Here is a 22638-nt window from a genome sequence, read left to right as displayed (position 1 = left end):
GACCGCAGTACATCGATGGTTGCGACGATCACGGGCGCCCAGTCGACAAGGGCCTGACGCCAGGTCAGGGTGCGCTTGTAGCAGGCGCAGTGCTCGTGCTGATCCATCGATGCCTCCTCTCACTCAGCCCCAAGTGGCCCGTGAGGCAGGGCCTTCGCCCGGGAGGGCGAAGCACGTGAGGGGCTCCGTGTGAGGAAGCAGCCCCAAGCATACGAGTCCATCCAGGCTGTAAAGACCCCGATGGCTACAACTCCTGGGCTGCTGTAGCAATCCAAGCACTACATGTAGGGATTGGCACGGCATACACGTCGTACACGCATGTCGCGCGTGTAAGCGCGGGTGGCTATGTGACGGTCAACTCTGCGTGAGACGGCGGGTGTTCCACCGGTGACCGTGCCCACTTCCGTGCGACCAGCGGCATGGTGGCTGTGCACACGAGAACGGGAGTCGTTTGTCGGCGACCTCGGGAGTCGCCTCGCCGGGCGGGTAGTCGGGCACCGTGACCTCCTGAACTTGAGTCCAGGGCCATCACGATGCGGGTATCAGCGTCAGTCAGACCAAGCGGGGGGCAGGAACAACCCGGCTGGTGGCGATCCGCTCGTCGGCAGACCGGTCGGCGCTTCACCTGCCACTGAGTTGAAGTTGACCTCGCCGCCGGAGAAACGCGCCCTGCGGAAGTCGACCGTGCCGTCGGAGAACGTCGCTCTCGCGAAGTCGACCCTGCCGCCGGAGAACGTCGCCTCGCTGAAGGAGACCATGCCGTCGGAGAACGTCGCTCTCGCGAAGTCGACCCTGCCGTCGGAGAACGTCGCCTCGCTGAAGGAGACCGTGCCGCCGGAGAACGTCGCCCAACCGAGGAAGACCTCGCCGCCTGAGAACGTCACTGTGCTGAAGAAGACCCAGCTGCCGGAGAACGTCGCCTCGCTGAAGGAGACCGAGCTGCCGGAGAACGTCGCCCAACCGAGGAAGACCTCGCTGCCGGAGAATGTCACCCCGCCGAAGTCGACCCTGCCGCTGGAGAACGTCGCCCCGCCGAAGTCGACCCAGCCGCCGGAGAACGTCGCCCCGCGGAAGTCGACCCAGCCGCCGGAGAACATTGCGCCGGAGAAGCTGACCGTGCCGCCCGAAAACGTGGCGCCGGAGAAGTCTCCGCCGTCGAAGGTGACGGAGGTGAAGTCGAAGTCGTGGTCCTGCCAGGAGTGCGCGTGTTCGCGGGGCAGGCGGAGGTGGTCGCGGACGAGTCGGATGACGGTGCGCCGAACCTCCCGCAGGGCCAGGTAGGTGTGCCGGGCCGCCGCGTCGTCCGCCGGCAGGTCGGTCTCGGCGGTGTAGGGCAGGCGTAGGTAGGCGCACAGGACGTCGATGCAAGTCTGGCGCAGCGCGCGGGTGGGGGCGTCGTCGGCGAGGCCGGCCAGGGCGTGCACGCCGCCGAGGCGCACGGCCGCAGAGTCCTCGCCCAGCTGGGAGACCGCGGTAGTGAAGCGCTCGGTGTGCAGGCGCGTGGCCTCCCGCAGGGCGCCGTCCTCGTCCACGCGCTGGCGCCGGTAGGCGACCACCAGGGCGACCAGGGCGCCGGCCCCGGCGACAACTCCGAAGGACAGCTTCACCAGGTCGAACAGCGTCTTGGAGTCGATACGGTGCTCGGGCTTCAGCCCGCGGGCGCCGAGCAGGTCCCATCCGGTGGCGAACACCGCGGCGGCCACGAGGAGCGCGGTGGTGAACGCCAGCATCAGGACGGTGCCGACCGGCCACAGGCGCAGTCCGCGCCGCTCGGTCCGGCGCCGGGGCAGAGGTGCTCTCACACATCTCCAAGACAGTCCACGCCCGTCGCCGGTTGCGGCTTCCCCCGGGCCCTCACGACGCCGGCCGACGGTACGTATGCGACCGAGCCTCTCAGCCGGTACCGGTGACGAGCCGCCGAGGACCCCGAACAAGATTTTCTCGATGCCGTGTAAAGGATCCAGCGGCCGTATGTCTCTCAGCATGCGTACGGCCGCCGCTGCTTCATCGTGAGGCGCTGGGCCGCAGACTGGAGGAGGTCCGGTGGAGTCGACGGGTGTTGGCGTCGTGGTGTTCCTGGTGCTGTTCTTCGCGCCGGCGCTGAGCAGCGTGCTGAAGAGCATCGCGTTCCGCAACCGCGCGGCGGGTAAGGCCGTAGTCATTCGGGCGAAGGGGACGTCGGACGTGCGGGCGGGCAAGGGGCGCCAGGCGGGGAAGCGGGGGCGGCGTGGCTGATCTGGACAGGCCGCGGTCGCGGCATGCCGAGGCGCTGGAGGCGCTGGTCCAGGAGCGGTACCCCTTGATGGTCCGCTACGCCGCGAGCCGGCTGCACAACCGTGGGGTGCCGCAGTCTTCGGCGGATCCCGAGGACGTCGTGCAAAACGCCCTCAAGTCCGTGCTGGCCGTCACCGAGCCGATCGACAATATCCGCGCCTACCTCTACAGATGCATCAACAACGAGATCAAGCGAGCAGCCGAGCGCCGGGCAAAGGGCATGGGGTACGCCTCGCTCGACGCGGACGTGCGGCTGGAGGACGAGCCGGTCGTCGACCCCATCCCCGAGGCCGAGCTGCGCCACGTGATCGATGAGGCGATGGGCGGTCTGCCCTTGCAGCAACGCAGGGCGATGCTGCTGACCCGGGAGCTGGGGATGACTCAGGCGGACGCGGCTCGGGTGCTGGGGTCTGCCTCGAACACGGTGGGCGTCCACACGCACCGTGCGATCCGCGCGCTGCGTGTGACGCTCGTCGGTCTGAGCACGGCGTTGGTCGCGTTGATTGGGTGGCTGCTGACGGCTGGCAACGGGGAGATCATCCCGGCCGCTGGCATCGGCTCCACGGCCGGCGCCGTGACGTTGGGTCTCACCAGCGTGATTGCCGCCCTGACTGGTGTGCTGGCGGTCTTGATGGTGATGGCAACGGGAGACGGCGGCATGAAATGGAGGGAGGCGCTGCGCGTGTTGCTCGAGCCCGTGGAGCCCGCTCGCCCCCAAGCCAACACCGCCTTCAAACCTTCCTCCCCCGACATGCAGAGGGACATTGGTAGCAAAGGGAGTAAACCACCCGCAGCGGAACCAGGGGCAGTTCCACGAGCCTCTCCCCTTCGCGGGCCCGACGCGCCGCCGCAGTGACGTCCGCCGGGGCAGCCGCATCGCGCGACTGCCCCCGAGGGTCGCCCGGTCGTTCGGTGACACCCATTACACATGGGCTCCGGATAAATCCGGTCCGCAGCCAGGCCGCCGATAAGGGGCCGGGCCTACTCGGGCCTCATGATCCGGGCACCGACCATGAGCGGGTCCCCTCCTGCTGAGGCCGACGTCGTTGTCGCCGCGCCGTACACCCGCGACAACGAGTGACCCGTTCCTCTGTCGCGCCGATCCGAACTGTGCCGCCAAAAATCTTGGCTCCCGCGTCAAGAATTCGGCGACCAGCCGACTGTGAGGGTGCGTACGGCCGTTGCTTCACGGTGAGGCGCTCAAGGCCGCAGACTGGAGGAGGTTCCGGTGGAGGTTACTGGCGTCGGCATCACCGCGTTCCTGGTGTTCCTGCTCGCACCGGGGCTGAGCAGCGTGCTCAAGAGCATCGCGTTCCGCATCCGCGCCTCGGGCAAAGCGGAACTCCTGCGCGCCGAGCGAGAGCCGGACGCGCCTGCGGCTTGCGAGCGCCGCCGGGGGAAGCGGGGGCGGCATGGCTGAGGAGGAACGGTCGGCGGCACACGCCGAGGCGGTCGCAGACTTGGTCGCCGAGCGGTACGAGCAACTGGTGGGCTACGCCCGCAAGCGCCTTCGGGCCCTTGGGGTCCCGTTGTCGTCGGCAGATCCCGAGGACGTGGTGCAGATCGCCCTGACGAACGTACTGACCCACCGCGAGCCGATCGAGAAACTGCGCCCGTATGTGTTCACCGTAGTCAAGAACGAGACCAGGCATGCGGCCAGCCGCCACCACACCGGACAGGGATACGGGTCCCTCGACAGGGACCTGCGGCTGGAGGACGCGGGGCTGACCGTCGACCCTTGCCCGGCGGTCGACCTGCGGCTGGGCCTTCAGGACGCGATGAGCGCCCTGCCTCCGCAGCAGCGCAGGGCACTGCTCTATCGAATGCAGGGATATACCCAGGCGGAGACGGCCGCGGCGATGGGGACCGCCCCCGGCACTGTGGCCACCCACATGTCGCGGGCAGTTGGCACGCTGAGAATGACCCTGAGCGCCCTGGCAATGGCGCTGACCGGTTCCGGTGTCGCATGGCTGTACGTGGGGGTGCGTGCCGTGACGCCGGCAGCGGGCGGTTCGTTGCGGCAGCAACTGACGGCTTATGCGGCCACGATGCTCATCACTCTGCTCACCGTCCTGTTCCTCGCCGCCGGGGCGTGGCTGGTGTGGGAGATCAGGAAGGTGCTGCCTAACCGGACGCGTGGGCGCGTTCGGCCCGGACGGTCGTACCAGGGGAGCAGCTCGTACGGCTCGTCTTCTGACTTCGGCTCTTCTTCTATCTTCTCCACCAGCGATATACCGGGCGGCTAGCCGCTGCCTTTTTCTGCTGGGCGCCCAGTGGCTTTCGCGGACAGCTCTCGGGCATGGTTCCCGGATAAGCTCCCCATATCAGGAGTCCATGGAAGTGCGTAAGTCCGGTGAACGGGGCGGATCATGTCAGATGGTCAGAAAGTAGTCGAAGCGGTCGTCATCCCGGCTGCGCCGGCCCGGCCCGAGGAGTACGACACCGCGACCCGGGCCACGCTCGACCACATCGACCGCCAGGCCGTGCGCACCATCGCCGACGGCCGCCCCTCGAGCACCCGCAGAAGCTACGCCCAGGACTGGGCGAGCTGGAGCAAGTTCTGCGCCGCCTCCGGAGTGCCCCAGCTCGCCATCACCCCCGGCACGCTCGTGATGTTCGTCGAGTGGCTGTGGACCCAGCCCGGCGGGAAGAAGGGGACGTGCACCGCGCCGTCGACCATCGACCGGCGGATCTCCGGCACCGTGGTGTCCGTCCGCGCCGAGCACGGCGTGCGGCTGGAGGACGGCGTCGCCCGCCTCGCCCGCAACCGCCTCAAGCAACTGGTGAAGGAGATGGAGGAAAACGGGGAGACCCGCGGCCGGGGCCAGGCCCCGCCGCTCCTCGTCGAGCACCTGGTCCGCATCAGCGCCGCCTGCCCGGACAACCTCCAGGGCATCCGCGACCGCGCCCTGGTCCTCATGCACTTCGCCGTCGCCGGCCGCGAACACGAACTCGCCTTCAACCGGGTGCGCGACTACACCGAGACCCCCGGCGGCATCCAGGCCGACCTGCGCGTGTCCAAGGTCCGCCCCCGCGTCGTGCCGGTCCCCTACGGCTCCCGGCCCTCGATCTGCCCGGTCCGCGCCTGGCAGGCGTGGAAGGAGGCCGCCGACCTCACCGACCCCGACGGATACGCCTGGCGCCGACTGCACAACCGCTGGCACACCGTCATGGACAGCGGACTGCAGCCCGAGTCCATCGGCGACATCGTCACCCGCGCCGGCGAACGCGCCGGGATCGAGATCCGCTTCACCGGCCACAGCCCCCGCCGCGGCCTCGCCACATCCTCCCGCCTGAAGGGCCACGACCAGATCGTCATCGCCAAACAGGGCGGATGGGCCCCGCACTCCAAGGTCCTCGCCGGCTACCTCGAAGTCGTCGACCAGTGGGAGGACAACGCCCTGCTCGGCGTGCTGTAGGGCGCACCGAGCAGGGTCCCCGAGTCGGCCCTGTTCCGTGTGAAGTTCTGGAACTGCGCTCCGTGATAGAACGACAACGGCCCCCCACCCCGTCGACATCGGGGTGGGGGGCCGCATGCTGGCCGGGCCGGAGCTACGCGACGATGCCGCGGATCTTCCGCCCGAGTTCCGTGGACGGGTAGAGGATCGCTTCGGCGACCCGGCCTCCGGAGTCCTTCGCGCCACCTGCGAACGACACGCCTGTCACCTGCCCCTCGTTGACCAGCGCCTTACCGCCGACTCCGTCCCAGTACTGCGCCGACCGGTCCCACTTGACGGATGTCACCATGCCCATGAGCGCCTCCGCCGTGATCTGGTCGCTGTCCGCCCACTCGGTCGCGTGGTGCACGGCGACGCCGAGCCCGGTGAGGATCGCCGGCGCATTCAGCGCCGTCCCCTTCGGCCCCTTGGCCAGCTCTGGGGCGAGCTTCGTGAGGACCTCCGACAGCAGCGACACCACCCGCTCCTTCTGCTCCTCCGCCGACACCTTCTCCGTGTTCAGCGTCGATTCCGTCACCGTCGCCGACGTCTTCGCGATCCCGGACCGGCCGAGGAGCGCGGTGGTGACCAGCGCCCGCAGCCCGGACAAGGTGATCAGCTTGTCGTCCGACGCGGCGAGCTGCCGACGCTGCGACTGCACCAGCGAGGCGAGAGGGACGATGCCATCGGCGGTGGGGATCTTCACCCGGTCGGCGATCTTGTGGGCGAGCTGCGTCCCCAAGTCGCGCTGGTCCATGGACATGGCGAGGTTCTTGTCCACCGTGATGCCCTTGACGTTCCGGTCGTGGAACACCTGCCGCGCCTCCTCGACGCTCAGGTCCCAGTACAGCTCCACCGGGACCCGCACGTTGCGGAGCTGCTCGATCGTCAGCCCGTACGACTCCGGGTCGGCAACAATCTGGTGCAGCGCCGTGCACTGCGTCTCGCCGTCGATCGGCACCTCGTGCGCGCCCACCGGGATGAACACCTCGTACAGCCCCGAGCCCGCCGCCTCCGCCACCTCCGTCGCCGTGGCCGTCGGCTTCCCATCCGCCTGCGACGGGATCCAGATGGTCACCGGCGGCGTCGACCAGCCGTTGAAGAGTTCACCACGCAGACCCGCGGCGATGTAATCGGCGTACTCGTTCGCGTTCTTGCCCTTCGCCCCGGCGAGGGTGCGCTGAACGAGAAGCCGGATCTCGGCGTGCGCCTTGAGGAGCGCGCCCGCCTGCGCCAGGTTCTTCTTCCCCTCCTCCTTCCGCGGGTCGGGCACCGTCTGGACGAGGGAGAACAGTTCGACAGTGGTGACGGCGACGCCAGGCCGCACGATCATCGCGGGCACCGTGACGCCCTGTCGTCCGAACGCGGACAGGCTCATCTTGGCCTCCAAGGTAAAGGGGGTTTCCGCGGCACGGTTTCGTTTGCCGCTAGTCCTGACACTAGAGCACTTCGGTCTTCCGCGGTAGCGAGATTTACAGAAACTCCCCCTACCGACTGGCAGTTCACCTTCCGCGGAACTTCGCTGACGAGGTGTCACTGCACGTCAGAGCGGTGAAGTCGCAGCTAAGAGACGGTTATGACCACACCTCTCGCCTCGCTGTTCTCGGCGCTTGCCGTAACCGAGGAGCTGCGGCACTCGACGGCCCGGAGGTCATCGCTCACATATGCGGGACACGGGCACACAAAGAGCGATACGAACAAGGGGCATGACGGAGCATCATGGACCAGACCGAGACGAGCACGGACGTTCGAGGCGTCGTGACGCCCACCGCGGTGCTGCCGGCGTCGGCCGGTCCGGTCGCCGGGACCGCCGAGTCGTTCAGCCCCGACGTGCTCGCCAAGCTCCAGGAGCTGGAGGAGCGGTCCGTCCAGCACGAGAAGAACCTCCGGCCGGACAACACCACCGACTCCTACGCCGCCGACTGGAAGCAGCGGGAGCAGTTCTGTGCCCTGCTCGAACTCCCCGTCACCGCCATCACCCCGGGCAGCCTGACCGCGTTCGTCGAGTGGCTGTGGTGGCAGCCCGGTTGGAAGAAGGGCACCTACACCGCGTTCCTCGACCATCGACCGCCGCTTGTCCGGCGTGGTCGTCACCGGCCGCACCGACCACCGCCTGGTCCTCGACAAGACCGTGGCCGCCCGCGCCCGCCGGGTGCTCAAGGCCAAGGTGAAGGAGATGGAGAAGACCCAGGAGACCCGGGGCCGGGGACCGGCGCCCGCGCTGCTCGCCGAGCACCTGCGCGCCACCGTGGTGGCCGCGCCCGACAACCGCCTGGGCATCCGCGACCGTTCCATCGGGCTGACCTGCTTCGCCATCGCCGGCCGCGAGCACGAGGTCGCCTTCCTGCGCCTCCGCGACTTCGTCGAGACCGAGCACGGCATGGAGGTCGACGTGCGGTTATCGAAGATCAAGCCGCGCAAGGTGAAGGTGCCGTTCGGCTCCCGGCCGAGCAGCTGCCCGGTGCGCGCGTGGCGGGCCTGGAAGACGGAGGCCCAGCTGACCGACCCCGACGACTTCGCGTACAAGCCGCTGCGCAACCGCTGGCACACCGTCATGGACGGCGGGCTGGACCCGGAGACGATCGGCGACGTCATCACCCGGCTGGGCAAGTGGGCCGAGCTGTCCTTCCGCCCGACCGGGCACTCCCCGCGCCGCGGACTGGCCACCAGCTCCAAGCGCGCCGGCAACGACCGCAAGGTCATCGCCAAGCAGGGCGGATGGGTCGAGAACTCCGCAGCCATGGAGGGCTACTTCGAGGACGGGGACGGCTGGGAGGAGAACGCCCTGGTCAAGGTGCTGTAGGCGGCGGGCCGCCCACGGGCGTGGCGCCGGAGATGGCGGCATAACCTACGCGCCTGATGTAGGGGATGCCGTCAGCCTGATCGCCACATGGCGGGGTGCTTCACGAACGCCGATGAAATGGCCGGACGCTCCATCGATCCTCCTGTCGGTGACGGGCATCACATAAATTCATTGCCGCTGGGGCCTGCTGCCGTCGCCGAGAGGTGAAGCTGTCGTTGGACTACCAGGAGGCGCCTCCCGTGACCCCCCTTCGTCTTCCCGCAGTGGCCACAGGGCCACAAGCCGAGCCGCCTACCGTCTGGCGAGTCAGGCGACTCGCCATGCCTGCCCACCTCGGCGGGCTGTCCGGGACCTACCTGCGCGAGAACCCGGACGGCAGCCTGTCCGTGACGCCCGCCCCGTACAGCGACAACGCCCACCTGCCCCGTTGGGACCAACCCCCCTCTCCTGCAGTCGGGCAGGTCTACGAGGGACGCCGAGCCGACGAACGCATCATCTTCCCTCGTGCGCGCGCCAGAAGGATGCGCGCACTGCGGCAGCCGGAACTGGTTGCTGCGCTGAACGCCCGCGACATGACACTGGCCACGGGAGAAGCCCGTTGGATCGATGCTTTCGCCTCCAAGGTTCTGGTACTGAACCGGAGTGAGCGGTGGCGCCGGGCCGTTTCCTCCGCTCTGCTCGGGAACTGGTGCGCTCCCCTGGCTCATGGCCACCTCGGCGTCGAGGCCCTCGGCAGGCTGAAGACCGAGGCGCAGCGGATCTACCGGCAGGAGCGCCCGCTGTTCGAGCGAGGCACCCGGAAGGGCCGCATGCTGTCGCTGGACGCCCCACTCGGCGACAACCTGAACCTGTACGACGTCCTCGATGACGGGCAGGCCGACCTGTACGAGCTGGTGACTCGGGGGATGATCACCGACGAGCGTCTCGTCTCGTTGCTGAAGTCCTTGAAGCCGGACGAGCTGGCGGTCCTGCTGGCCCGAGCGGGGGAGTCCGGAGTGACGTGGACCGAGGCTGCGGCGTTGGCTGGAGCCGACGAGCCGGCAGTTCTCGGCGAACGGGTCCGCCGCAAGGTGAAACGGCTCGTCGACGCGCAGCACAAGCGGCACGACGCGAGCGGCGGGCAGTGGCTGCCCGGTCCCAGGGGAGGCCGGTCATGAGCCTGCTCGCCGAGACCCTGCCACACATCATCGGCGGCCTCACCGTCACAGGTCTGATCGGCGCCGCGACCTGGACCACGCACCGCATTCGGCTCCGCCGGACCACTTCGTCCGCCTTTGCTGTCCACGCCACCACGCCAGCTCCGGAAGCGGGGAGGGAGCAGCAGCCCGCGCACCCCGCTCTCGAAGGGACGGTCATGACGCTGCGCGCCTATACCCTGCTCGGCACGACGGGGACCGACGACCGGCCGGTCCGCCGCGAGAGCACCCGGCCCGTCGGCAGCATCATCACGGTCGTCGTCGACGGCAGCGCCGAGCGGTTCGAGCTGACCGGCATCCCGTTGCAGGACGGCACGTTCGCAGCCGAGCCCCTCGACCGGTACCTGTAACCGGCCAGCCCCGGCGAACGACCCCGAGCCATCTTCGACGCGGGGTCGTTCGCGGACCGGCACCACGCTGTAGGGCGGACACTCCGCCGTGGCTTCCTTCGGGGTGCGGCCAGCAGGCCGTGGCCGCACCGTGGAGTCATGGGAATCATCATCGTCGAGGAAACCCGCAAGCAGATGTCCGTGGACTTCGGACCGGGGCGCGCGGACACCTTCACCGAAGCGGTGCATGCCGCGCCTGCAGACCCTTCGGTGCCCGGCGATCCGGGCGACACCACGCTCTGCGGCAAGCCGACGCGGGACATGGAGAAGCTCTCGTACACCCCGAGCGGCCCCGGTGCCCCCTGGTTCCCTCGGAACAAACGCCAGTGGATGTGCCGTGCCTGCGACGAGGCGCTGCGCTCCGGCTGAGCGTTCCCCGGCACGCGCTGGGGAGATGATGTGCCGGAGCACCGAGGCGAGGAACGACCCGTGACCAAGCACCTTGCCCGGCTGCAGTTCGAGGCGGACGGCCCGGCCGTCGAGGGCGAGTGGGCCATCCCGGACACCGCGCAGGACCGGTACACGGAGTGGGTCGGGCTGTACGGCACCGACCCGGCCGTGGTGATCCGCCTCATCGAGGAGAGCGACGGGCGCGAGCGCGTACGCAAGACCTGGACCGCGCAGGGCGAGGTCGAGGGCCCGGGGACCTGACCGTCCGGCCGGTCCCTCGCGGTGCGGGAGCATGTCCCCCATGCCCAACACCCTGTGGACCCTGCTGGTGGCCGCCATCACCGCCGTGGTGACCACCCTTGCGGTCGGTCTGTTCGTCACCCCGCGCATGGAGGCCCGCAAAAAACGGTTGGGCGAGGTCCACACCGCCCGCGACACCTTCGGGGCGAACATGCTCCGCGTCATCTCCGCCTGCTCCCTGCTGCAGAGGTTCGAGCTACCGGCGGTCGACGATCCCGACTGGACGCCCGTCATGCGCGAACGGCTGACGGGCGAGCGGAACCGCTGGCTGCAGCAGCTCGACGAGGCCACCGTGTGGCTGCTCGACAACGCCGCGACGTACGCCGGCAGCTGGCCGAACTCGCGCATCATCCGGTTCGCCATCGACTACGCCGGTCACGCACGTGCGGTCGTGCTGTCCGAACGGGAGGAGGCCACCAAGGTGGAGTTGCTGCTCGCGCTGACCGTGCCGGTTCAACGGCAGTTCTTCGGGTGGCCCTGGTCGCGGGCCCGTCACGTCCTCGCAGATCACCGTGCTTTCGCCGAGACCGTCGCCCGCATCAGTGGCGAGCCCAGCACTCCGTAAGCCGGGGCGAAGAACGCCACCATGACGGTGGGCGGGACCAACCGTCCCGACCACCAGTGCGATGAGCTCAGCGAAGCTGTGGAGGCTTCCGGGGCGGGGGAACAGCGGGAAGAATCTCCCACAGCGGTCGCCCGCCCCGAGCCCACTGCTCCAGCACCCGCCGGTCGACCAGGTGCAGGCGCTGCTGCCGGGCGAAGTCGCGGGCAGGCGCGGAGATCCTCCCGTTGGTCACCATCACGACGACGTCGCCGCCGTGCACCGGCCGGCCAGTGCCGTTGAGAGTCTGCAGCTCCGGAGTCCCGACAGCCGAGCCGTCCAGGCCTTTCCTGCGGTGCTTGCACTGGATCACCCACAGCCGACCGAGCGGATCGTGCCCCTTCACATCGGCGCCGAGGTCACCCCGGCCGCCGCAGCGCAGCGCGTCGAGGGAGCCATCCCGGGCCAGCAGATCACGCACGGCGTTCTCGAAGGCGCTGTGGTGCATGGCATCCAGCTGGCCGAGCGAGTAGGTCAGGCCCTCAACCCGCAGCTGCGCGGTTCGCATCTGGTCAACCTGCTGGTAGATCCAGCCCGCGAGGACGAGAAGCGCCAGCAGGCCGAGTACGACCAGGACCCACCAGTGCGCCCACACCCACTCTCCGACCTTGACCAGCACGAACCCGGCGACCACGACCCCGCCCAGCGCGACGAGCAGATCTTCATCGCTCTTGCGCCGCCGCCGACGCGGGCTCACCGTAAGTCCCCCGCCACCAGGGCGCGCAGAGTCCCGCGCCCCTCCCGGCCGGTGTGATCGGCATCTTCGTATCCCCTGTTCCCGGGCACATTTCCCCCCTCATCTGCCGTTCTCCGCCGCTTTCATGACAGCACCCGGCACTGACAGTCGGTCCGTTGTCGGGATCACCCATCTGAAAATCGCTGGCCGCCGCCCAACGGCCGCGCACAGTCGATGAGTTGACCGCCCTGGACTGTCAGTGCCGATCGCTACCGTCGAATGTTGCGCCGAGGAACACCCGGCCCCGCCTGGGGGCATTGCCCCCTCTCACCGCCGAGGACCGCCCGTGACCTACGTACGCCCCCACTACCGCCGCGACGGCACCTACGTCAAAGGCCACAACCGCCGCACCCGGCCGCGCACCGCACAGCCCCGTACGGCACCCCGACGCACCACCTCCCGGCCACGTCCGGTCCCCACCGGACCGACGACCTACGTACGCCCCCACTACCGCCGCGACGGCACCCGCGTCCGCGGGCACCACCGCTCCGTCAACCCGCGCACTGTCGCCGTGGTCGCCGGCACGGGGGGCGGAGGTCTGCTCCTGCTCCTCTTACTGCTGGCTCTGGCCGGCGGAGCGGGAACCAGCAAGTCCCCAGTCGGCACCACACCGTCGCAGTCGGCATCAGTCCCAGTCAGTCACCACCGGTAGGACTCGCACCACATCGGGGCCCGTGAGATGTAACGGGCCCCCACACAGCAAGCACGAAGGAGGGCCCCCGGAGAACAGGGGCCCTGGATGCTGCCGTGGGAGTTCTTCGGATCAAGGCTGTCTCATGAGACAGCCTTGATCCGACCTGAGACTACGTCCAGAGAGGGACGCCAGTCGCTTTCTGCAATTCTGCACCGACGTAGGTCTCGGTCGTTTTAACAAGCTTCTGAACGTGGGCGTAGTAGGTCTCGACCTTGGGCTTGGTGGGTGCCGTCACCGATGAACCACGATGCGCAATGTCTCCTCGAAGGGTGACCAGGGCGTCGAGCTTCTGCTCAGCTTTCACGGCGCTCATTCGTGGCCAGGACCAGTGATCCGGGACGTCCTCAATGCCTATGGCCTCGGCAAAGAGCATCTTGATGTTCCATGTCTTCGGCGTATTCAGTCGCTGATTCCGCTCCGCCTGTAGGTTGGCCAGCCGCGTGCGGAGGAGCGTGCGCCAGCCGCCATCAGCAAGATCCCATGCGGCGAGTTGGTTCTTGGGATCAAGTTCTTTGGAGACACGCTTACGGAGCGGCTCCGGAAGTACCTGCGCGTCTGCCCCATGTGTCACCAAGTGCTCCAGCCCTTCCGCAGCAAGGTCTTCGCAGAATGCCTCCCAAAAGGCCGAGAGCAGAACGATCGATGCCTTGTGGAGCGCGTCGACTTGCCACTTGCGCCCGGGCCCCTTGGGAGTGATGTCGGCGTGGATTTCGAGCAAACGGTCGATGTCTTTGCGGTTCGCGTCGAAGGCGTTGCGAGCCTTGCTGGGCATTGGACTCCCTGGAGAGTGGGGTTGAGCAGGAGGTTAGCGACGTTGGCGGGTACCGCGTGAGTCGTCTCGACCGCTTCAGATGAGAGGTGATCGCTTGACGGCCCTACTTCTCGATGACGAAGTAGATGGCCCGGTGCTCATCCACCTTCTCCAGCAGGCCACTGTCCGCCAGTCGTCGATACACCTCTCGGATGTACTTCTCGGAGGGGTGGTAACCGGCGTCTCGGAGGGTCTGCATTCCGCGGCTCGGGTCCCAGGTTCCGCCGAGCGCGCGAACGGACTTCTCCAGGGACTCTCGCTGGGTGTTCTCAGCCTTCTGCACCTTGGCCATGTGATTGCGGATGCTTTCAGGGGCGCCCTTGTAGTCGCAGTGTTCGCACTTCTTCCAGGCGCCCGCTTCGACGGCTGCGTCGGTGACGGGGTTGTCGGGGCCGTAGCCCTGGCTCTTGAGGAGTTCGGCGACGGAGCCGCTGTGGTGGACGGCGAGGTAGGCGGCTTCGGCGATCTTGTCATGACCGGCGGCGAAGGTGCGTCCGTAGCCGATGACGGTCTGGCAGCCGCAGTAGCAGCGGTTGGTGGTCGCGGTGTCTGTCATGCCGTCAGGTTAGCCACCCCGGATTCCCCTAGCAAGGCTTGGAAACCCTTGGATTCCTAGGGTGATGGAAGGTGGGTGGGGCTCCGTGCCCCACGCTGGGCGCTACATGTCCGTTGGCCGGTTGGAGCAACAGCTCGCAATGGGCGAGAGAACCGGCGGACGCCACCGGGCCGCTACAACCGCCATGGCCCTGCGCGCCGTGGTCGCCGGCGACGTCGAGCAGGCCGCCGCGTATGGACTGGCAGATGTCGCCGAGCAGTTCGCCGACCGGCCCCTGGTCGTGGAACTTGCCCACCGCGACCTCGCCAAGGTCAACGCCACCCGCTGACCATCCCGCAGCACCAGCAAGGGCACCCGCAGCCATTCGAGCTGGCTGCGGGCGCTTTTGCCGACTCTAGCCCGCCCGCTCCCCGGCACGAAGATGATGGAGCTACCGGATCACCGAGCCGAGGAGTCGCCCGTGTCAGTGACCGTCTGGATTCTGAATCCGTCGTACCGGGACGGCCCCTACCAGCTGCTCCGCATGGGATGGATCGCGCGCATCGAGCAGGACGAGGACCGGTGGGTGGTTCTGCACGACACCAGGGGTGACAAGCACTATCCGGTCCGCATGTCCAAGGACATCGAGGTCCCATCGGATTTCGGTGTGCAGTTGCTCCAGGCTCTCGACCGCGCACGGCGAGCAGCGCAGGACGCCAACAGCGACCGCGTCGTCGCCGCGCGCCACAGTGCAGACAGCTGGTCATGGGAGGTGTACGCGCCCGACGAAGTCCCGCCTGCGCAGGACGAGCCCCCGGAGCCCTCGCCGCCGTCGAGTTGGCAGCCACCACCGCCCTTCCAGGCTCCAGTGCCCGGCCCGAACGGTTCCTTCGTACCTATCCCCAAGGGAGGGATGCCCCTGTGGGATCCCAAGTTCCAGGAGCAGAAGGACCAGGAGCCGGCCGAGGCGGACGCCGTCGCCGAGTGACCTGCTCCGCCCCCGCATGACGAAGGGCCCCGAGGAGATTCGGGGCCCTTCGTCATGCGCAGTACCTACTGGCTTCGGTCCCACCGGATCGGGTACGACACCGTCGGCGTCGGCCGCGGTGCGGGCTTGTCCCAGCCGGGGAAGTGCACCGGGTACACCCCGGTCTGCTGCGGCCGGGGTAAGCGCTCACCCGACCCGACGCCGCCGGCCGACTCGCCGCTGCTGCTGCCGAAGCCGACGACGACCAGGGCGAACACCGCGAAGATCGTCACCTCCCGCCGCGCCCCCGGGTGCCACCGCGAGTGTGCCCGTACCTTCGTGCCATCCGCCCGCTCGTACTCCCCTACCTGCACCACGACGTGCTTCCCCTCCCCTGGGCAACGCGCCGCACCGACGCAACGGACCATGAAAGCAGCTGCCACTGACAACGGGTGACCCGTTGATCACGTTCGGGGATCACGCGGGAGGTCCGGCCGGTGCCACGATGGGCGCATGAGCACCGTAAGCACGACGCCGCCGCCCGCATGGCCTACCGCGAGGTGCCCACCACGGTGCTCAGCGTCGGCGACTACGACCCCAGCGGGCTGAGCATCCTGGACGCTGCCGTCGAGGACGTCGTCGCGTTCGTCGCGGAGATGGGCGGCACCCCGCCGGCGGTGAAGCGGCTGGCCGTCACCGAGGAGCAGATCGGCAGGTACGGGCTGGCCACCGCGCCGCAGAAGAGCACCGACCGGCGCGGCGACCATATGCACGCCACCGTCCAGGCCGAGGCCCTCAGCCTCACGCTGCTGACCGACCTGGTGCGCGCCGGTGTCGAGGAGGCCGTGGACCTGCGGGCACTGGAGCGCGTGCGAGCCCGTGCTGAGCGCGAACGGCAGCGGGTGGTGGCGAAGGCAGAGCGGCTGCGCTGACCGTACGGGGTCGGGGCACAGACCAGTGGCTGAGCATCGTGGTACCCGGGGGCTTCGCCGCCCCCGGGACCCCGCTGCCCCGTCACTCCCCGGCGCGAAACGGCATCGTCGTGGTGCAGACCGACCGCGCCAGGGAGCAACAGGGTTGTGGTCAAAGGCTGCTGCTCGGTGGGGAGTTTCACTAGCGACCCGATCCGGTCGACGGCCGTCACTCGGCCTGGGAGGGCTTAGCGCACGTTTTGACGTCGTTGTTCCTCAACCTGCGCTGGAGCGAGGACGGATGGAAGCCGGCCAGCTTCGACCAGAAGGCCGGCCCCACCCCCGAGGGCGCCGACCCGGAGTTCGGTGAAGCCCCGCAGCTGTAGAACAGAGGCCCGGAGATCCCTCTGGACAAGCCGCAATTCTCAGGAGTCCAGGACACCGCGGTCGGGCCCGTCATGCTCCTCATCGTGGACGGCTTCCACAGGAAACAAGGGAAGATCCAGTTGCTTGCCATCGACTTCTTCGAGGTGAGCGACGACTTCCTCAAGTACGACGAGGGCCAGGCGTAGATGGGCCACACCTCGACGTCTTCACGTTCACGGCGGGGTGTTCAAGGGGACGGCTACAGAGACGCGACGCGGCCCCGGACTCCTACCTCGGACACCAGGCTCAAACTAGGCGTGTCTTCACTGGTCAGCGGCTCAGCCGGTGTGCTTCGGTCTACCCGGAGGTGACGGAGTCCGGGGCCGACACGACGGTAAGCGCTGTGACTTGCAGCACAACCCGCGCGCTGACAGTGTGGACGGTCAACAGCCTTCTGAGCTGGGCTTTTTGGGAGGCGACGCGAGAAGGTCAGGGGGCGGGACGGACGATACCGCACTAATGAAATGACGTTCCCCGGGGCTCTGCAATCCTTCCCGATATGTCCCTTTGGGGGGCATATCGGAAAGTGGTATCCAGGAGCGTGCTGCCCAGTACGGTTGTCGCAACCGAAACGCCCTTCGGCGGCATGACGAAGGGAGACCTCCTAGCGGCCCTTGCTTCCTACGGCCAGCCGCGGGGAAGTCTCCCTCTCGTGTCGTCGAGGCGGCCCGTCCTGCTGTAGGGAGAACCGACCGAATGACGCCCCTCGAACGTACCCCAGGTGCGACCCCGTCGCCCAGCTCCACCCCACTCATGTGGCTGACGGTCCTGACCGGACTCGTCTCCATCGTTGCGGTAGTCGTCCTGTCCCTGACGCACAACCCCGAGGCCACTGCCGCCGCAGGCACCATCGGTACCGCAGTCACCGCCATCGGCGGCGTGCAGATCGGCATGCGGAACCGCCAGTGACCGCTGTCGTACACCGTTCCCGAACACTGCGACGGGCACTGAAAGCCAGCCCAGTACTGGTGTTCGGGAACGGCGGATCCTGGACACCTTGAGCGCCCGTGTCTGCCTTGCCGGTTGCTCAAGGTCAATGTTTTTCTCAGTCGAGGGACACCCGCTACTTTGCGACTGGTGTCTGGGCTAGGACTCCGAGGCCTGGTCCGGGCGGCCGGTCAGATGCTGGCGAACCGTGAGACCCCGCAGCCGGTGCCGTGAGACCCATGATGCATCGCGCTGACCTGCGACAAGGTACGCCTGTGGAACCTATGAGACCGTCCTGCGCGTGCGCGTGCGGGACGGTCTTGGCGGACGAAAGGGGGCGTATCCCTCGGTTGTTGCGCTACTTGCGCAGGTCCACGCGCGCGTGCGCGTACGAGAAGGTGGCCCCGGTGGCGCAGAGCCGCCCTAGCTCTTCTGCACCACCGGGGCCCGGGGAAGGCCCGCGCTCACGGAGGGAAGCGACGGGCCGGGACCGTGGACCGGCTCAGTCGGGTACAGGCCGAGGCGTGCTCAGCCGGTCGAGCCGGGCGTACAGGTCGCGCACGATGCGGGCCCGGCCCTGCGCGCACCGCAGGGTCGGCTCCAACGGCAGGGCCAGCAGCTCCCGCGCCCGCTCCAGGACGTCCTCCGAGAACACCCTCCGCCCGTCGCACTCCGGGAACTGCTCGACCAGCTGCTCGACATCACGCGCGACGACCCGGGCGTGCCCGGTCAGCTGCAGCGCGATCTGCTCGCAGTCCGCCGGCACGAGCCCGGCCGGGTCGGTCACCGCGAGCACGGCCCGCACCAGGAGCTGGTGACGTTCCCGGTCCAGCGGCACGTCGTCCAGCACGTAGTCGGGATCGTTGACCACCTGATGCCCCCTCACGAGGCCACCGCCTGTTCCGCGTCGACCGAGCGCAACAGCGCGCCCACCAACTTGCCGGAGTCGACGAGCCGCGAACCCCGAGGAGCGCTCACCCAGTGAGCCGCAGCCGTGCCAGCACCGGAGACCGGGACCAGGACCTGGGAACCCGTCGACAGCACCCGGACGCCCGGGACGTCCCTGCACACACTGCCGGTGCCCGGGTCGACCATCACGTACAGCCGGTTGGTCAGGTAGTCCGCCAGCACCGGATAGCCCCGGTGCCGCCCGAGGCGCAGCGCGTCCAGCGCATCCAGACCCCGCCTCAGCTCGACCACGACCGCGTCCCACTCCCGGCCGCAGTGCGCCCAGTCCGTACGGCAGTCCGCGCGGCGCCACCGTTCTCGCAGCAGGTCGTCCACGTCGGCTATCGAGGACCAGGTGGAACGGCGACGGCCAGAGGAGGAGTTCGGCACGCGGGGCTCCCGGATCAGTGCGTCTCGGTACTCCCAGACAACCGCCACCCGTCCGGGTGGGATCAGGTCGCAATGCGGGCACTTCCCGTCGAGAGACCGGACAGTTTTGCCTACGCGCGGGATGCCGCAGCACTACCGTCTCGCGCACGCACAGCAACCCGGGGGCCCCGATGGACAGACAGCGCAACGTCGTACTGGAAGCGCTGCTCGACGAGTACGACTTCACCCACCAGGGCCTCGCCGACGAGGTCAACCGGGTGGCCGAGACCATCTTCGGCAAGCCCGGCGACTGCAGCGACCGGCATGTCCGGCGGTGGATCTCAGGCGAAGTCCGCTGGCCGTGGACGAAGTACCTTCTGCCACTGGAACGGATCTTCGATCGTCCGGCCCAGGCACTGGGGTTCGTGCCGCGCGGCAAAGCCAGCGCCAACCTTCCCCGCCCGCCGCGGCCAGCACAGCAGGAGGAGGGGCCTGTGCACCGTCGCCGGTTCATCACCGCGTCCGCCGCCACCACCGTCGCCGTCGCCCTGGGCATCGACCAGACCCCCACCAGCGGGCGCCTGTCCATGAGCGACGTCGCGCGCATCCACCAGCGCATCGGCCGCATGGACGCCCACTTCTTCTCCATCGGCGGAGGCCCGCTCATCTCCGTGTCCACCGGCTACATCGCCCGGCTGCGCGACGCCCTCGACGGCTGCACCTACGGCGACCGCGTCGAGCGCGCCCTGCACGGCGCGATCAGTAGCCTGTATGCGTCCGCCGGTTGGGCCTGCCACGACAGCGGCGACCCCGAGCAGGCCGCCCTGCTCCACACCGCCTCCCTGCAGAGCGCCCTGCTCGCCGCCGACCCGTCCGCCGCGGCCCGCGCGTGGTCCAACCTCGCCATGCAGGCCCGGCTGGAGGGACGCCACCGCGAGGCCGTCCAGATCACCCGGGCCGCCCTCGACAACCGCCGCGCCCGCCAGGACCCGCACATCGCCGCCCTGCTGCACGCCCGCCTCGCCATCGGCCAGGCCCGCACCAGCGACCGCACCGGCGCCGCCCGCTCCCTGCTCGCCGCCGAGCGCGCGTACGACCGGGTCGACGCGTCGGTGCCGGCGCCGACGTGGCTGTCGTTCCTCACCCCGGCCGAACTGTCCGGGCTGGCCGCCATCACCCACCAGGCCCTGGGCCACTACGACCACGCCGAGGCCGCCACCGTCCAGGCCCTCGACCTGCTGCCGCCCTCGATGCGCCGCAACCGGGCGTACTACTCCGTGCAGTTGGCCGAGCTGCAGCTGGCCCAGGGCGAGCGCGAGCAGGCCGCGGCCACCGTCTCCGGCATCGACGCCACGTCCCTCGACAGCCGCCGCATCACCGACCGGCTGGCCACCGTCCGCCGCACCCTCACCGCCTAGGAGCCCCCGCCCGTGACCGCGCTCGACATACGGCACTACGACCACCACCAGGCCGCCGACATCCGCCAGCTGCTGCTCGACGTCTACGCCGAGGTGTACGCCGAGGCCGCGAAGACGGACCCGTTCGCCACCGTCGACCGCTTCGCCAAGGGACTGGACGGCTGGAGCCGCCGGGACGGCTGGACCTGCGTGGTCGGCTACGACCAGGACCAGCCCGTCGGCTACGCCTACGGAGCCCTGCTCCCGGCCGGCGCCCCGTGGTGGGGCGGACTGCTCACCGAGGTGCCCGCCGACGTCGTCGAGGAGACCGGCACCCGCACCTACGCGCTCAGCGAGCTGATGGTGCGCGTCCCGTGGCGCAAGACCGGTGCAGCCCGCCAGCTGCACGACGCGCTACTACAGGACCGGCCCGAGGAACGCGCCACGCTGCTGGTCGACCAGGAGCACCCCAAGGTCCATGCCTTGTACGAGTCGTGGGGCTGGCAGACGCTGGGGGACCTGCGCCCGCGCATCCCCGACGCGCCCCTCTTCCACGCCATGCTGCTCGACCTCCCGCAGCACTGACCGGACCCGGCCGCGAGCGGGGGTGTCACAAAATCCGGCGGACGACGTTCCTTTCACCGTGAGGACGCCACCGACATGCCTGTCGGGCCGCAAGCCCGGACAGCCCTCTCCCGCGAGACGGGACGCCCAGCAGGAGACACCCCGCCCGTCTTCCCGCCCGGGGGGACACCACTTGACGTGCGAAAACTTGTGTCCCCTTACCTGTAACGATTCCGGGGGCCGATACGTCTACGGCTTTGAGAGGATCTCATGAAGCCGCCAGGGAAAGGACGTTGGGTGACCGGATCGGATGGTGTCGCAGGACGGCCCTTGACCGTGCTGCAGAACGTCGGCGCGAGCCGCGCCCAACTCGAAAGCGGTCGAACTCTCCTGATGTGCCCTCACCTCCCGCGACACGGGAAGCCGAAAAGTAAACGCCCGCCCCACGGGAAATCCCACGACACGCGGCCAGTCGGTAGTGAAAGCGTGGCGGGATATGCAAAGATCGGCAACGTGACTAGGAAGATCGGTAAGGGTGTCGAGGCCAACGGGCCAGTGCGCGGTCGCGCGCAGACCGGACGGCCGGTGACGTACGACCCGAAGTCCGGTCAGAACTGGCGCACAGGCGTGGTGATCGTGCCGGACATGGCAGAGAAGGCCATCAAGGCAGCCAGTTCCACAGGGCTGTCGTTCGCTGGATTGGTCAACGAGCTGATCAAGCGGATGCCGGTCGACGAGAACGGCCGACCCGTATGGGCGGACGAACTCACCCAACAGGAGGCGCTTCCGTTGACCGGATAGCGCCTCCCGCATGACCGTCTGAGCGCGCCAAAAAGCCCCGGTCAAACTTCCAACCGGGGCGGCGCCCTACGACGTACCGGGACCAGCGTGCCCTTCCAAGCCGCTGATTCCCAAGATGTTTTGCCTGCTACAGCAACACCCACCCAGAGGCGTCTCCCAACGCCATCCATCCAGAAGTCCCAGGTTTTCCAGGCCCGGGACCTCGCCCCCAAAAGGGAGGAGGTGAGTCGAGCCCCACAGCTGCTTTCCACGGCGACTGTCGGGCGGGTTGTCCCCTAACCACACGGAGTTAGAAGCGCCCTCTTGAGCGACCTGGTTGGCCGCGTTCGAGGCCCTCCGCCGATTCGGCGAGAGGGGGCTTCGGCGTTCATATGGAGTTAGGAGCCCTCCCATCGTAGCGGACAGCTACGGTGCCGGACAGCTCATGCCCGCTCCCGGAGTGTCCGGGGAACCGGGCGTGCACAGCCCGTCATCTGCCCCGATTCACAATCCTCATACCGGTGTCATCCTCGCCTCCCGGGCCGCGCGCGCGGACCTGCAGGAGCTGTTCCTGCGGCTGTCCCCGCGGCTGTCGGTGCGCGTCGACACCAAGAACGCTTCGGGCCAGTGGCAGCACAAGTACATCGAGCGCTCCCTTCCTGACCGGGCCCCTCGCGGGCCGTACGCCGTCTACCTGTCGAGCTTCTTCCGCGCCTTCCGCTGGATCTGCTTCGACCTAGACACCAAGCGTGGCGAGGTCGGCCCGGACCTTGCAACTCTGCTGCGCTGGTTGGAGGAAGCCGGGCTGACCTACGTGGTCGCCGCCTCCGGGTCCGCCGGCGGACGGCACGTATGGGTGGCCGCCGAGACGCTGCTGGACGCGCGAGTGGTCGAGTCCATCGCCGTGGCCGCCGCGAAGCGCCTGCCCACGCTCGACTACGGCCTGCTCAAGTCCCGTACGGGCGCGGTCCGTCCCATCGGGGCCCCGCACCGCAACGGAGGCCGCAGCGAGTTGCTGAGCCCGTCGAGCCCTCGCCGGGCCGCCGAGCTGCTCACCCCGGCCACCTGCGGCAACCCTTCGGATGCGTTCCTGCGGCTGCTGCTCATCATCGACGCCGTCCCGGCCACCGTGGACGTATGGCCCAAGCTGGTGGGCCGGGACGCGTTCGGCGAGATCATCGAC

General features: G+C 68.7%; 29 protein-coding genes. 20 read left to right on the top strand and 9 right to left on the bottom strand.

Annotated elements, in window-relative coordinates; translation table 11 throughout:
* Window positions 1-548 precede the first annotated feature (548 nt).
* Window positions 549-1802 carry a pentapeptide repeat-containing protein gene (locus tag ACGFWE_RS08225; protein ID WP_393598691.1) on the bottom strand — a complete coding sequence of 418 codons (1254 nt, stop codon included), beginning with the start codon at window positions 1800-1802 and terminating at the stop codon, window positions 549-551.
* A gap of 241 nt (window positions 1803-2043) precedes the next feature.
* Here ACGFWE_RS08225 and ACGFWE_RS08220 point away from each other — a divergent pair, with 241 nt between their 5' ends.
* The 5 genes from ACGFWE_RS08220 (at window position 2044) to ACGFWE_RS08200 (ending at window position 5693) form a co-directional block, all read left to right on the top strand.
* Window positions 2044-2235, top strand: coding sequence for a hypothetical protein (locus tag ACGFWE_RS08220; protein ID WP_393598689.1), 192 nt, complete (start codon window positions 2044-2046; stop codon window positions 2233-2235).
* A complete protein-coding gene (locus tag ACGFWE_RS08215) occupies window positions 2228-3130 on the top strand; it encodes a sigma-70 family RNA polymerase sigma factor (protein WP_393598688.1) in 903 nt (300 codons plus the stop codon). Before ACGFWE_RS08220 ends, ACGFWE_RS08215 begins: the two co-directional genes overlap by 8 nt.
* Window positions 3131-3502: 372 nt before the next feature.
* A complete protein-coding gene (locus ACGFWE_RS08210) occupies window positions 3503-3694 on the top strand; it encodes a hypothetical protein (protein WP_393598686.1) in 192 nt (63 codons plus the stop codon).
* On the top strand, window positions 3687-4520 hold the full coding sequence (locus ACGFWE_RS08205) for an RNA polymerase sigma factor (RefSeq protein ID WP_393598685.1): 834 nt from the start codon (window positions 3687-3689) through the stop codon (window positions 4518-4520). The genes ACGFWE_RS08210 and ACGFWE_RS08205 overlap by 8 nt, the downstream gene beginning before the upstream one ends.
* A gap of 123 nt (window positions 4521-4643) precedes the next feature.
* On the top strand, window positions 4644-5693 hold the full coding sequence (locus ACGFWE_RS08200; RefSeq protein WP_393598683.1) for an integrase: 1050 nt from the start codon (window positions 4644-4646) through the stop codon (window positions 5691-5693).
* Window positions 5694-5826: 133 nt separating this feature from the next.
* On the opposite strand, the gene ACGFWE_RS08195 is transcribed toward ACGFWE_RS08200, so the two are convergent.
* Together ACGFWE_RS08195 and ACGFWE_RS08190 are read right to left on the bottom strand one after the other, a co-directional pair.
* The gene (locus ACGFWE_RS08195; protein WP_393598682.1) at window positions 5827-7089 is read right to left on the bottom strand and encodes a DNA sulfur modification protein DndB; all 1263 of its coding nucleotides are present in this window, start codon (window positions 7087-7089) and stop codon (window positions 5827-5829) included.
* A 185-nt stretch (window positions 7090-7274) separates the two neighbouring features.
* Window positions 7275-7805 carry a hypothetical protein gene (locus ACGFWE_RS08190; RefSeq protein WP_393598680.1) on the bottom strand — a complete coding sequence of 177 codons (531 nt, stop codon included), beginning with the start codon at window positions 7803-7805 and terminating at the stop codon, window positions 7275-7277.
* Here ACGFWE_RS08190 and ACGFWE_RS08185 point away from each other — a divergent pair.
* The 6 genes from ACGFWE_RS08185 to ACGFWE_RS08160 all read left to right on the top strand — a co-directional run bounded on the left by ACGFWE_RS08185 (window position 7786) and on the right by ACGFWE_RS08160 (window position 11354).
* On the top strand, window positions 7786-8514 hold the full coding sequence (locus ACGFWE_RS08185) for an integrase (RefSeq protein WP_393598679.1): 729 nt from the start codon (window positions 7786-7788) through the stop codon (window positions 8512-8514). The genes ACGFWE_RS08190 and ACGFWE_RS08185 overlap by 20 nt on opposite strands.
* Before the next feature lie 320 nt (window positions 8515-8834).
* Window positions 8835-9671, top strand: a complete 837-nt coding sequence (locus tag ACGFWE_RS08180) for a hypothetical protein (protein WP_393598678.1) — start codon at window positions 8835-8837, stop codon at window positions 9669-9671.
* Window positions 9668-10060 (top strand): hypothetical protein, encoded by a 393-nt coding sequence (locus ACGFWE_RS08175; RefSeq protein WP_393598676.1) that lies wholly within the window; start codon window positions 9668-9670, stop codon window positions 10058-10060. Before ACGFWE_RS08180 ends, ACGFWE_RS08175 begins: the two co-directional genes overlap by 4 nt.
* Window positions 10061-10198: 138 nt before the next feature.
* Window positions 10199-10468 carry a hypothetical protein gene (locus ACGFWE_RS08170; RefSeq protein ID WP_393598674.1) on the top strand — a complete coding sequence of 90 codons (270 nt, stop codon included), beginning with the start codon at window positions 10199-10201 and terminating at the stop codon, window positions 10466-10468.
* Between the two features lie 60 nt (window positions 10469-10528).
* Entirely contained in the window at window positions 10529-10750 is a 222-nt protein-coding gene (locus ACGFWE_RS08165) for a hypothetical protein (protein ID WP_393598673.1), read from the top strand.
* Between the two features lie 40 nt (window positions 10751-10790).
* Window positions 10791-11354: a hypothetical protein gene (locus tag ACGFWE_RS08160; RefSeq protein ID WP_393598672.1), complete on the top strand. Its 564-nt coding sequence runs from the start codon at window positions 10791-10793 to the stop codon at window positions 11352-11354.
* Between the two features lie 67 nt (window positions 11355-11421).
* Here ACGFWE_RS08160 and ACGFWE_RS08155 read toward each other — a convergent pair whose 3' ends face one another.
* Complete coding sequence (locus ACGFWE_RS08155) at window positions 11422-12087, bottom strand: restriction endonuclease (protein WP_393598670.1); 666 nt, start codon at window positions 12085-12087, stop codon at window positions 11422-11424.
* Window positions 12088-12412: 325 nt separating this feature from the next.
* Between ACGFWE_RS08155 and ACGFWE_RS08150 the strand changes: the two genes are divergently transcribed.
* Entirely contained in the window at window positions 12413-12778 is a 366-nt protein-coding gene (locus tag ACGFWE_RS08150; RefSeq protein WP_393598669.1) for a hypothetical protein, read from the top strand.
* Between the two features lie 151 nt (window positions 12779-12929).
* Here the strand turns inward: ACGFWE_RS08150 and ACGFWE_RS08145 are convergent, their stop codons facing one another.
* Window positions 12930-13592 (bottom strand): HEPN domain-containing protein, encoded by a 663-nt coding sequence (locus ACGFWE_RS08145; protein ID WP_393598667.1) that lies wholly within the window; start codon window positions 13590-13592, stop codon window positions 12930-12932.
* 103 nt (window positions 13593-13695) lie between these two features.
* The gene (locus tag ACGFWE_RS08140; RefSeq protein WP_393598665.1) at window positions 13696-14187 is read right to left on the bottom strand and encodes a hypothetical protein; all 492 of its coding nucleotides are present in this window, start codon (window positions 14185-14187) and stop codon (window positions 13696-13698) included.
* A gap of 139 nt (window positions 14188-14326) precedes the next feature.
* Here ACGFWE_RS08140 and ACGFWE_RS08135 point away from each other — a divergent pair, with 139 nt between their 5' ends.
* Window positions 14327-14515: a hypothetical protein gene (locus ACGFWE_RS08135; protein WP_393598664.1), complete on the top strand. Its 189-nt coding sequence runs from the start codon at window positions 14327-14329 to the stop codon at window positions 14513-14515.
* 132 nt (window positions 14516-14647) lie between these two features.
* Window positions 14648-15154 carry a hypothetical protein gene (locus ACGFWE_RS08130; protein ID WP_393598662.1) on the top strand — a complete coding sequence of 169 codons (507 nt, stop codon included), beginning with the start codon at window positions 14648-14650 and terminating at the stop codon, window positions 15152-15154.
* 65 nt (window positions 15155-15219) lie between these two features.
* Here the strand turns inward: ACGFWE_RS08130 and ACGFWE_RS08125 are convergent, their stop codons facing one another.
* Window positions 15220-15510, bottom strand: coding sequence for a hypothetical protein (locus ACGFWE_RS08125; protein WP_393598661.1), 291 nt, complete (start codon window positions 15508-15510; stop codon window positions 15220-15222).
* A 120-nt stretch (window positions 15511-15630) separates the two neighbouring features.
* On the opposite strand from ACGFWE_RS08125, the gene ACGFWE_RS08120 reads away from it, so the two are divergent.
* The 3 genes from ACGFWE_RS08120 to ACGFWE_RS08110 all read left to right on the top strand — a co-directional run bounded on the left by ACGFWE_RS08120 (window position 15631) and on the right by ACGFWE_RS08110 (window position 17379).
* On the top strand, window positions 15631-16065 hold the full coding sequence (locus tag ACGFWE_RS08120; protein WP_393598659.1) for a hypothetical protein: 435 nt from the start codon (window positions 15631-15633) through the stop codon (window positions 16063-16065).
* A 239-nt stretch (window positions 16066-16304) separates the two neighbouring features.
* The gene (locus ACGFWE_RS08115; RefSeq protein ID WP_393598658.1) at window positions 16305-16430 is read left to right on the top strand and encodes a hypothetical protein; all 126 of its coding nucleotides are present in this window, start codon (window positions 16305-16307) and stop codon (window positions 16428-16430) included.
* 736 nt (window positions 16431-17166) lie between these two features.
* Window positions 17167-17379, top strand: a complete 213-nt coding sequence (locus tag ACGFWE_RS08110) for a hypothetical protein (RefSeq protein WP_393598656.1) — start codon at window positions 17167-17169, stop codon at window positions 17377-17379.
* A 520-nt stretch (window positions 17380-17899) separates the two neighbouring features.
* Here the strand turns inward: ACGFWE_RS08110 and ACGFWE_RS08105 are convergent.
* On the bottom strand, window positions 17900-18283 hold the full coding sequence (locus tag ACGFWE_RS08105; protein WP_393598655.1) for a DUF6415 family natural product biosynthesis protein: 384 nt from the start codon (window positions 18281-18283) through the stop codon (window positions 17900-17902).
* Complete coding sequence (locus ACGFWE_RS08100; protein ID WP_393598654.1) at window positions 18280-18735, bottom strand: hypothetical protein; 456 nt, start codon at window positions 18733-18735, stop codon at window positions 18280-18282. The genes ACGFWE_RS08105 and ACGFWE_RS08100 overlap by 4 nt, the downstream gene beginning before the upstream one ends.
* Window positions 18736-18905: 170 nt before the next feature.
* On the opposite strand from ACGFWE_RS08100, the gene ACGFWE_RS08095 reads away from it, so the two are divergent.
* The 3 genes from ACGFWE_RS08095 to ACGFWE_RS08085 all read left to right on the top strand — a co-directional run bounded on the left by ACGFWE_RS08095 (window position 18906) and on the right by ACGFWE_RS08085 (window position 21476).
* Window positions 18906-20132: a twin-arginine translocation signal domain-containing protein gene (locus tag ACGFWE_RS08095; RefSeq protein WP_393598652.1), complete on the top strand. Its 1227-nt coding sequence runs from the start codon at window positions 18906-18908 to the stop codon at window positions 20130-20132.
* A 12-nt stretch (window positions 20133-20144) separates the two neighbouring features.
* Window positions 20145-20696, top strand: a complete 552-nt coding sequence (locus ACGFWE_RS08090) for a GNAT family N-acetyltransferase (protein ID WP_393598651.1) — start codon at window positions 20145-20147, stop codon at window positions 20694-20696.
* Between the two features lie 309 nt (window positions 20697-21005).
* Window positions 21006-21476, top strand: coding sequence for a hypothetical protein (locus tag ACGFWE_RS08085; RefSeq protein ID WP_393598649.1), 471 nt, complete (start codon window positions 21006-21008; stop codon window positions 21474-21476).
* The last annotated feature ends 1162 nt before the right edge of the window (window positions 21477-22638 follow it).

The organism is Streptomyces sp. NPDC048523, from assembly GCF_043199815.1.
In the GTDB taxonomy this organism is placed as follows: domain Bacteria; phylum Actinomycetota; class Actinomycetes; order Streptomycetales; family Streptomycetaceae; genus Streptomyces.
The sequence above is the reverse complement of the archived record's forward strand: the minus strand, read 5'-3'. Positions and strand labels throughout refer to the sequence as shown.

Excerpts from the sequence above, each read along its gene's own strand:
- ACGFWE_RS08160 (WP_393598672.1), top strand. The coding sequence starts at position 10,791 with ATGCCCAACACCCTGTGGACCCTGCTGGTGGCCGCCATCACCGCCGTG.
- ACGFWE_RS08140 (WP_393598665.1), bottom strand. The coding sequence starts at position 14,187 with ATGACAGACACCGCGACCACCAACCGCTGCTACTGCGGCTGCCAGACC.
- ACGFWE_RS08170 (WP_393598674.1), top strand. The coding sequence starts at position 10,199 with ATGGGAATCATCATCGTCGAGGAAACCCGCAAGCAGATGTCCGTGGAC.
- ACGFWE_RS08095 (WP_393598652.1), top strand. The coding sequence starts at position 18,906 with ATGGACAGACAGCGCAACGTCGTACTGGAAGCGCTGCTCGACGAGTAC.
- ACGFWE_RS08205 (WP_393598685.1), top strand. The coding sequence starts at position 3,687 with ATGGCTGAGGAGGAACGGTCGGCGGCACACGCCGAGGCGGTCGCAGAC.
- ACGFWE_RS08145 (WP_393598667.1), bottom strand. The coding sequence starts at position 13,592 with ATGCCCAGCAAGGCTCGCAACGCCTTCGACGCGAACCGCAAAGACATC.
- ACGFWE_RS08180 (WP_393598678.1), top strand. The coding sequence starts at position 8,835 with ATGCCTGCCCACCTCGGCGGGCTGTCCGGGACCTACCTGCGCGAGAAC.
- ACGFWE_RS08195 (WP_393598682.1), bottom strand. The coding sequence starts at position 7,089 with ATGAGCCTGTCCGCGTTCGGACGACAGGGCGTCACGGTGCCCGCGATG.
- ACGFWE_RS08135 (WP_393598664.1), top strand. The coding sequence starts at position 14,327 with ATGGGCGAGAGAACCGGCGGACGCCACCGGGCCGCTACAACCGCCATG.
- ACGFWE_RS08175 (WP_393598676.1), top strand. The coding sequence starts at position 9,668 with ATGAGCCTGCTCGCCGAGACCCTGCCACACATCATCGGCGGCCTCACC.
- ACGFWE_RS08110 (WP_393598656.1), top strand. The coding sequence starts at position 17,167 with ATGACGCCCCTCGAACGTACCCCAGGTGCGACCCCGTCGCCCAGCTCC.
- ACGFWE_RS08200 (WP_393598683.1), top strand. The coding sequence starts at position 4,644 with ATGTCAGATGGTCAGAAAGTAGTCGAAGCGGTCGTCATCCCGGCTGCG.